Annotated in this window: 8 protein-coding genes and 1 pseudogene; all 9 read right to left on the reverse strand. The window is 70.2% G+C overall.

Annotation, left to right across the window (positions count from 1 at the left end; translation table 11 throughout):
• Positions 1-11: 11 nt before the first annotated feature.
• Positions 12-1,532, reverse strand: coding sequence for a phage terminase large subunit family protein (locus B056_RS0116645; protein WP_018502999.1), 1,521 nt, complete (start codon positions 1,530-1,532; stop codon positions 12-14).
• Complete coding sequence (locus tag B056_RS0116650; protein ID WP_018503000.1) at positions 1,529-2,050, reverse strand: hypothetical protein; 522 nt, start codon at positions 2,048-2,050, stop codon at positions 1,529-1,531. Before B056_RS0116650 ends, B056_RS0116645 begins: the two co-directional genes overlap by 4 nt.
• Positions 2,050-2,766: a class I SAM-dependent methyltransferase gene (locus B056_RS0116655; RefSeq protein WP_018503001.1), complete on the reverse strand. Its 717-nt coding sequence runs from the start codon at positions 2,764-2,766 to the stop codon at positions 2,050-2,052. Before B056_RS0116655 ends, B056_RS0116650 begins: the two co-directional genes overlap by 1 nt.
• Positions 2,763-4,151: an asparagine synthetase B family protein gene (locus B056_RS0116660; RefSeq protein WP_026239782.1), complete on the reverse strand. Its 1,389-nt coding sequence runs from the start codon at positions 4,149-4,151 to the stop codon at positions 2,763-2,765. The genes B056_RS0116655 and B056_RS0116660 overlap by 4 nt, the downstream gene beginning before the upstream one ends.
• A 193-nt stretch (positions 4,152-4,344) precedes the next feature.
• Complete coding sequence (locus B056_RS0116665; protein WP_230203033.1) at positions 4,345-5,673, reverse strand: DNA cytosine methyltransferase; 1,329 nt, start codon at positions 5,671-5,673, stop codon at positions 4,345-4,347.
• Entirely contained in the window at positions 5,670-6,215 is a 546-nt protein-coding gene (locus tag B056_RS36865; RefSeq protein WP_051105646.1) for a ParB N-terminal domain-containing protein, read from the reverse strand. The genes B056_RS0116665 and B056_RS36865 overlap by 4 nt, the downstream gene beginning before the upstream one ends.
• A gap of 297 nt (positions 6,216-6,512) precedes the next feature.
• Positions 6,513-7,106, reverse strand: a pseudogene (gene ppk2 / locus B056_RS36870) (polyphosphate kinase 2); the annotation flags it as partial.
• Positions 7,107-7,185: 79 nt separating this feature from the next.
• A complete protein-coding gene (locus tag B056_RS44475; protein WP_018503006.1) occupies positions 7,186-7,284 on the reverse strand; it encodes a mycothiol transferase in 99 nt (32 codons plus the stop codon).
• Complete coding sequence (locus B056_RS36875) at positions 7,281-7,670, reverse strand: mycothiol-dependent nitroreductase Rv2466c family protein (protein WP_018503007.1); 390 nt, start codon at positions 7,668-7,670, stop codon at positions 7,281-7,283. Before B056_RS36875 ends, B056_RS44475 begins: the two co-directional genes overlap by 4 nt.
• Between the last annotated feature and the right edge of the window lie 907 nt (positions 7,671-8,577).

Here is an 8,577-nt window from a genome sequence, read left to right on the forward strand (position 1 = left end):
CTGTGTCTCCTTCATGCGTAGGCCGTGCTCGACCCGGACGGCGCGGACGCGGGCCGGTCCAGGAACCACCAGACCCCGGTGCCGATCGCGTCGACCATGTCGTCATGGCGGCCCTTCGGGTACGACGTCATCTGCGCCTCGGCCGCCGGCAGCCGGTGCGGGTGCAGCACCCGGCCGCGCTGGTAGTGGTTCAGCGACCGGGCCGCCCGGACGTCCTTCGGCTCGGACTGGTGGACTGTGAGCAACCGGACCGGGAGCGGGCGGAGGAGCGCAGCCCACACCTCCCCGCCCTGGTTCGTCTCGACCAAGACCGCGCCGACCTTCGGATGCTGGTTCAGGACGTTGATGACGAGGGTGCGCAGGCCCGCGGGGGACAGCCGGACCCCGGCCGCGTAGGTCACCGCGCAGCGTTTCTCCGTGCGGTTGTAGCCCACGACCGCGAGCCCGTACGGGTCGCTGCTGGTCTTGGAGGTGGTCGCCGGGTCGATGGACAGCAGCTCACGATGCGTCGCAAGATCTGCGTAGGTGAAGTCTCCCGGCCCCCAGAAATCCCCATCCGCCGACACGGGAAGGTTCGCGTAGTTCTTCGCGAACCCGCGCGTGTGCTCGATCGCTTCCAGGTAGGACAGCGGCCACTTCGCCGGCCAGATCGACCGCCGCGACCCGTCCGACCGAGTGATGATCGGGTGGAAGTGATGGACCCGGAATCCTTCCTCGACCGGCCAGGTCTCCAGGTCTTCCGCGTGCGGCTCGGCCACCGTGCGAACAAGCTGGTGGACGATGCTGCCGGCCATCGTCGTCGTGCCGACCAGCACCACCCGAGCAAAGACGTTCAGCGGAAGGATCGCGTCCAGAAGAGTGATCAGCCGCTTGGCAGCCTGATGCTCCGAGTAGGACCCCTCGTCCCGCTCGATGTCGTCGAGGAGCAGCAGGTCAGGTCGGTGCTCACCGACCTTCATCCCGAGGGTGCCGCTGTCGATACCACGCGCGGAGAACACGAACCCGGACTTCTGGTGGATCAGCATCTTCGTGTCCGCCAGCGTCCCGCCCCGCGCGTTCCGCCGCGGCTCGCACAGCGCGGGGAAGTCCTCCCGCAGAAGCGCGTTGGTGTCCAGCTCGTTCTTGAACGTCGCCAGGTGCGCCTCGGCCTGGTTCCCCGAGTTCGCGAACGCGGCCACGAACTGGATGTAGCCGTGGGCCGCCGCCCACAGAGGCAGCGCCAGGAAGAACAGCGTGCTCTTGCCGCTGTTACGGGGGGCCATCCAGGCATCCCGCTCCGACGCCGGCTGGGCCGGCCGGGCCACCCACCGGAGAGCGTGCCGGAATACCGCCAGGTGGAAGTCCGCGAACGTGAACCCGCCGCCCTCCGTCCGCATGTGGTGCGGCAGGTACAGCAGGGCGAACAGCAGGGGGTCCGTCGCGGTCAGCGCCCGCCGGCCGGCGGGGTCACCGAGTAGCCGCGCGTCGACCCCGGTCAGGTAGGCGTTGAGGTCGAAGGTGTCGGCGGTCGCCCGCTCGAGGTATCCGATCATGCCTCGGCCTCGCCTTCGGCCAGGCCCTCGCTGTCGGTCGCGGCCGGGCCGGCGGTGTCGTCCAGCTCGCCGGCCGCCGCCGCCGCCCGCAGCGTCTCCACCTGCGCGGCGGCCTTCTCCTGCGCTGCCTGCACCGCCTTCACCAGGTCGATGTCTCCGGGCTCCACGCCCACGTTGACGACCGTCGTCCCCGGGCCCTTCTCGCCCCACCGGTCGGAGTGCCGGCGGCCGAGCCAAGCGAGCGCAGCCCGCCAGTCCCCGGCTGCCGCCGCCCGCTGAATTACCCCCAGCGCACCAACCACCGCCGTGGCCTCGGCCTGCTCGAACTCGGCGACCAGCCGCGCGTGAGCGGTATCCAGCCGCCCAGCGGCAATGTCGTCCCGGCCCCTGCGCAGCCACGTCGTCAAGGTGTTCTGGCCGATCCCCGCGAACCGGGCCGCCTCGACCTGGTACGAGCCGACCCGCATCGCGGCGCAGAGCTTCGCCGCGACGTCGTCGGTAAGCAGGGAGGCCCGCATTAGACCGGCCCTGCCTCGCGGGCGTACGCCCCGTACAGCACCCACTGATGCCACCGCCACAGCACCGTGAGTCGGGTCCACCCGGCGGCGCTGATCGCAGCCCGGTTCTGCTCATCCGTCCACGGCCGCAGCACCCCACGCAACGCCCGCTCCTTCGCGCGGATCTCCTCGGCGGGAACACCCCGGCCTGCCTTGTAGTCGTGCGACACCGCCACCGCGGTCTCCGCCCAGCCGGCGTCAGGCAGGTGGAGCTTCTCCGCGACGACGAGCACCCCGTCGACAGCGGCGGCGTGCCGGGCCCGCATCAGCAGGTGCAACCGGCTGTCCGGGTCGAAGAACTGGAGCGTGAACAGGCAGAGCGTCATCCCCGCCGGAGGATGGTCAAGCTCTACGCCCCGCAGATCACCCGGGTGCAGGACCGCGCCCGGCAGACGCTCGGCGGCCAGGTCGAGCATCGCCGCGGACTCGTCGTACAGGTGCAGCCCCAGCGCCCGGCCCGGGTGCCGGCCCTGGATCCGCGCGCAGGTCGTCCCCGTCGCCGCGCCCAGGTCCGCGACCGTCGCACCGTCCGGGGCATGCCAGTCAGCGAGCTGCGCCACCAGATCCTGCACCTGGTCGTAGTACGGCACGCTGTCGGTCACATGCCCGTCGAACTCGGCGGCCACCTCCGGGGTGAACTCCCACCCACCCGGAGCATCCGGCACGATCCCGCTCATGCGTACGCTGCCCGCAGCTCAGCCCGGTAGAACCGGACCGGCGCCGTCACCGCCCGACCCGCCGCCGTCTTGATCCCCATGCCGTCCTGGAACGCGACCTTCGGCCGGCGCAGCACCTCACCTGGCAGGGCCCCGGCGTAGGCGTCCTGCAACACGGCCTTGGGCCGGGCCTTCCCGTCCTGCACTGCGTGCCGGGGCAGGCTCAGCGCGTACTCGACAACCGGCCGGTGCAGGAACGGCAACCGCATCTCCACCCCGTACGCCATGAACGCCTTGTTCGCTCGGGGGAAGTTCCGCCGGGCCTGTGTCGCGAACAGGTCCCGCCGGTAGGGGTGCCAGCCGGCGGTTTTCAGCCCGTGGTAGGCGAACCCGTACGACGCCCACAACTCGTCGGACCCCTCGCCGGAGAACGTCACCCGGTGCCCGTTGCCGGCCATCGCGGCCGCGAGACGCAGGCACGGCCACCCGATCTCCACCTGCGCCTTGCTGTCGAGCTCGATCCGACGCACCACGCCGGCGAGGTCGTCAGCGGTCGGCGCCGGAACCGCCACCTCGACGAGCGGGATGCCGAGCGCCGCCGCGACTTGCCGGGCGCAGCGCAGGTCCCGCGACCGCGGGTCGTACACCGCGGTGTAGGCGACCAGGTCCCGGCAGGTGCGGGCGAGCTCGACCGCGATCGCCGCCGAGTCGATCCCACCAGACAGCAGGGTGCACACCGGCCGGTCGCTGACCGACCGGGCGTCCACCGCCGCGGCGAGCCGGGCCCGCAGCTCAACGGCCGCCGCAGGCAGGTCGACCACGACCGGCGCTGCCGGGGTGCGGTACCACCGCTCACGCTCGACCGTGCCGGCCGGGCCGATGGTGAGGTGCTCGCCCGGCTCGACGTCGCGGATAGCGTCGAGTCCTACGCCCAGGACCCGGAGTGCTTTGATCTCGCTGGCCGCGTACGACTGTGCCCGGGACGCCGCCCAGTGCAGCGGGATCTCCCCGTATCGGTCCCGGGCCAGGTGCAGCAGCCCGTCACCGGTCGTCCACGCTGCCGCGAACATCCCCTCGAACCGGTCGAGCGCGCCCGCACCCCAGACGGCGAGCGCGGCCGCCACGACCTCGGTGTCTCCGGTCGTGGTGAACTCGGCGCCGCCGGCCGCGAGCTCGGCCCGTAGCTCCTGGAAGTTCCACAGCTCGCCGTTGTAGGCCAGCCGCACCGGCCCCGAGGTGTACGGCTGGTTCGCGCGGGGGTCAACGTCGAGGATCGCCAGGCGGGTGTGTCCCAGGCTCACCCCGGCTACCGTCGTCAGCCCGCGGGCATCCGGGCCCCGATGGTGCAGCGCATCCACCGCAGGGCCGAGATCAGCCGGGCCGACCCCAGCGACTACCCCGCACACGGCGAGACCGGCCCGTCGTCGGGAACCCGAGCAACGATGATCCAACCGGTGCCGCCCAGCTCGACGTCCCCGGCTGCGTTTCGCCGCCCGCCGGCCGGCCCGTCCGCGAGGATCGACGGTGCTGGCAGGTCAGGGGACCGCCACGCGACCCGCCGCCTGGTAGTGAGGTGCCCCACCGCGATGAGTCGTTCGGTCATGTCAGTACCCGGTCTCGCAGGGCCTCGGCGACCGCCCGCATCATGACCGGCGGCACTGCCCGGCCGAGCCGTTCCCACTGCTGCCCGAAGGTCCCCACCAACTCGAAGTCGTCCGGGAAACCGCAGATCCTTCGCAGCTCCGGGATCGTGAACTTCCGGCGCTCGGTGGGATGCGTGACTGCGGCGACGCCTTCGCCTCCGCCACGAGAAGTGATCGTGGGAGAGGGTCGGTTCGGGTCTGCGCGAACAAGCTGGAAGTAGCGTTCCGATTGTTCTCCGGGACGGAGCTTCTCCCATTCGCGGCCGATCGCGTATCGGCCGATATCTTCCGGTCCCACGACAATATCCCCGGGGCCGACCCGGCCATTACCAGCATTCGGCGACGAGCCGATCGTCTTCGCTGGCAGGTCGGGGATCTGCCATACCTCCTGCCCGAATCTCCCATTTCCGCCAACCGCAACGACGCCATCCTGCCGACTGCGCAGGCCAGGGACCTGGAGCGACGGGCCGGTCGGGTCTCCCGGCAAGACGCTAATCTCGCTGTGAGTGCCTAGCCGGTTATGACTCATCACGGTAGGGGCCGGACTATCGAGACCCCGGCGGCCTTTGCTCGTGCCAAGGTAGCCAGAGAGCTCGGGCAGAGCGTCCCGGACTGAGTACCGGTACGGCAGCGGCGCGGGGAACACCGGATCGCGGTCGAGGTCCTCCCGCACACCGACGAAGATCAGACGCTGGCGGGCCTGGGGCACCCCGAGCCATTGGCCGTCAAGGAGCCGCGCACCAACCCGGTACCCGCAATCGCGCAGCCGAGCAAGGATCAGTTTGAAGTAGCCCTTCGCAGTGCCCTTAATTAGACCAGACACGTTCTCCGCGACGAACGCCCGCGGTTGGAGCCCTTCCAAGAGCCGGGCATATTCATAGAAGAGATCATCCGTTCGCTGCTTGGTCCCCGAGTAGTCGGAGACCGTGCCCCACTTCGCCTCCCGTGACCCGGCCGTCGAGAACGCCGCGCACGGCGGGGAGCCCTCGAACACGTCGAGCTCGCCGGCCGTCAGGCCGGTCGCGGTCAGGATCTCCTCGGCCGTGACCTGGCGGATGTCCCTCGCGTCGAGGATCGTGGCCGGGTCGGCGTTCGCTTTGTAGCTGGCGCGTGCGGCCGGGACGAACTCGTTCGACCAGAGGATGCGGTAGCCGGCCATCCGGAACCCGAGGCATGATCCGCCTGTCCCTGAGAACGTCGACACGACCCGCAGCCCGTTCGGTGGCAGCTCGCGGATCTCGGCCATGGTCGGGACCCCATACGGCGGCTTGCTGGCCTGGGTCACGCTGTCTTCCCGGACCACTCGTAGCCGCACTTCGGGCACTGGTGGTCGGTGGGGATGTCGTCGCCGTAGTCGGGGAAGTCGTCCGGGGCGTCCGGCCCGTCGAGACCTTTGATCAGCTGGTCGAGGTCGTTGGCGGTGTAGCCGGTGCCGGTGAGGTCGTCGCCCAGGCTGCCGATCAGCTCGGCGAGGAGACGATCGTCATACCCGGCGAGGTCGCCGAGCCGGTTGTCCACCAGGTTGATCTTCTTGGCCTGGAGGGGATCAACATCCACCCACGTGACCGCGATCTCATCCCAGCCCAGCGCGCGGGCCTGCTCCCAGGTCCCGTTCCCGGCGAGGATCTCCCTGGTCGGTTCGTTGACTACGAGCGGCCGGAACTGGCCGTGCTCGATGAGGGAGCCGCGGAGCTCGGCGTCGTTGTGGGTGCGGGCGTTCCCCGGGTACGGCTTCACCGAGTCGATCGGGACCGCCAAGTGGGTGATCTTCGGGTGGATGCGTGGCCGGCGGCTGGTGCTGTCGCTGGTCTGCTCGCTGTCGGGCATCGCGCCCACCCTCCGTGCCGTGGCCATCGCGGCCCCTGTGATGCGTCCAGCCGTCGCGGCCGTCACAGGTGTAGTTCGGCGGGGGGTGGCAGGCGTGCCAGCGGCGAAGTGTCGCCAGCACACCGGTCGCAGCGCGGGGTAGGGCGTGGGGTAGGTCTGGTGGTGCGAGGGCGTCTCAGACCCTCTGAGCGCCTCGCGGCACGGGCTGGCTACTGACGTATATTGCGCCCCAGGCGCTCGCGGCCATCTCAGCAACCCCAGGGCGCTCCGCTACGCGCTAGGCGCTGGCGCCGCCGGAAAGGCGAACATCTCGTCCTTGGCCTCGGCGTAGTCGACCCAGTGGGCGCGGGCCTGCAGGTCCATGTCGGAGAGCTTCCAGCGCTTCTCCGGGTTCCTGATCCGGTCCGCGAAGCGGCGCTCCTGCTCGGCGTCGCTCAGCGAAAGCCAGTACTTCACCAGTGTGAGCCCGGACCGGACCAGCGCGCGTTCCAGCTGCGGGCACGTCCGCAGGAACTCCTCGTATTCCTCGTCCGTGCAGAAACCCATCACCCGTTCCACCCCCGCGCGGTTGTACCAGCTCCGGTCGAAGAACACGATCTCGCCGCCCGCCGGCAGATGGGTGATGTAGCGCTGGAAGTACCATTGGCTGCGTTCCCGCTCGGTCGGTGTGCCGAGGGCGACGACCCGGAAATGGCGGGGGTTGAGACGTTCGGTGATGCGTTTGATGACCCCGCCCTTGCCGGCGGTGTCCCGGCCCTCCATGACGACGGCGACCCGCCGCCCGGTGTGGACGATCCATTCCTGCATGCGCACCAGCTCGGTCTGCAGCCGGGCCAGCTCCTTGTCGTAGGCGGTCTTCGACAGGCGCTCCGGGGTCACGTCGGCGGGCATGGCGGCAACTGTCGGCCGCGGCACGAGGCCTGTCAACGCCGGTAGCCGGGCGGCCACCGGCGGCGGTTGTCGGAGATGGTCAGAGACCGACGGTGCCGTCGAGGAGCTCGCGGATCATGGCCGCGTGGCCGTTGTGCCGGGCGTACTCCTGGATCATGTGCAGGTGGACCGACCTCATCGAGACCTGTCTGCCCCGCCACACGCCGCAGTCGTCGAAGGACCCGGCCGCGGCCACCCGACCGCGTCGATCCCCTCACGGGTGTGGACCGCCGTCCCGTCCTCGTGCAGCATCCGGCTGGCGACCGCGTAGAACCGGTCGACCTCGACCTCGGCGTTGCCGTCGGCCTCGCGGCGCAGGAACGCGGCGACGCGCGGCCGCGACCAGCCGTAGGACCACGGGCGTTCCCACGGATGCTTTTTCCCCGGCTTGTGCTCGGCCTCCTCCAGGGAGAAGAACCGCCACGTCACCTGGATATCCCGCTCGGCACGGACCGTTCTGATCCACTTGCTCGTCTGGTATGCCCACGGGCACATGACATCCAAATAGAGATCAACGGTCGTCATGATCTCCCCGTCGCGCTCTTTCTTGGCCGCTCGCGTCGGCCCCGGAGATGATCACCTTTACCGGCGGCCACGCACGCGGCGCGTAATTGGCAATAGCAACCCTTCGCCCGCCCAGGAGCCTGTCAACGTCGCCGGAACCCACCCGCGGCTTCGGGCGGCGGTTCTCCCGGAGGATTCCGACCGGTGCCGCGGAGGCACTGGAGGAGCGCGGGGGTGCGGCGGGACGGCGCGGCGGCGCCTCGCGCTCCGTCCAGGCCGGCCTGGGTGACGAACCCGTCGGCCAGCTCCAGGACCGCGAGCCGGGGCACCCGGGGACGCGGCTCGACGTTGGACGGGATGCCGCTTGGCTCCGCGGGGTCGGTGTACCTCCCGAGCTGGAGGACCAGGAGCCCCGGTCCGTCCGGGCGCCGAAGAGGGGCCGACGAACGCGGAGGGTCGGGCGGCGAACCTGGCCCGGTACGCCGCGTCGGCGCCCGGCAGGCACCGTAGCCGCGGGAGCGCCTGGACGGCGTCGTCGACCATCGCGACATCGGTATGGATGAGACCGGGACAGCCGTGGTTGACCCGGATGTCCTGCCGACCGTGCTCGTCGACCGCCGCCGCCTTCGTCCGGCCGGCTCAGGCCTGGATTGCATGTGCCGGGGTGGTCCGCACACCCCCGTGGATCGCTCGTGTATAGTTCCATCTCGCCGCCCACCCAGGACGAACAGTCCAGGGCGTTGGCGGGCCAGGATCCTCCGAGGGGGCATCGACCCCCCGAGGAAGAGGCCCGAAAGCGATGCGGTAAGGTTTGAAAAGCGTGGCGGTCACCGGCTCGGCCGGAGTGATTTGACACAAACCCGAAAGTCTCGGTAACTTAACCGAGTCGCCGCAGCCGGGGCCGAAAGGCCGAAACGGATACGGCAAA

Source organism: Parafrankia discariae (assembly GCF_000373365.1).
Classification (GTDB): Bacteria; Actinomycetota; Actinomycetes; order Frankiales; family Frankiaceae; genus Parafrankia; species Parafrankia discariae.

Bases quoted from the DNA above. Each gene is read 5' to 3' on its own strand.
- B056_RS36865 (WP_051105646.1), bottom strand. From the start codon at position 6,215: ATGCCCGACAGCGAGCAGACCAGCGACAGCACCAGCCGCCGGCCACGC.
- B056_RS0116655 (WP_018503001.1), bottom strand. From the start codon at position 2,766: ATGAGCGGGATCGTGCCGGATGCTCCGGGTGGGTGGGAGTTCACCCCG.
- B056_RS36875 (WP_018503007.1), bottom strand. From the start codon at position 7,670: ATGACGACCGTTGATCTCTATTTGGATGTCATGTGCCCGTGGGCATAC.
- B056_RS0116650 (WP_018503000.1), bottom strand. From the start codon at position 2,050: ATGCGGGCCTCCCTGCTTACCGACGACGTCGCGGCGAAGCTCTGCGCC.
- B056_RS44475 (WP_018503006.1), bottom strand. From the start codon at position 7,284: ATGAGGTCGGTCCACCTGCACATGATCCAGGAGTACGCCCGGCACAAC.
- B056_RS0116645 (WP_018502999.1), bottom strand. From the start codon at position 1,532: ATGATCGGATACCTCGAGCGGGCGACCGCCGACACCTTCGACCTCAAC.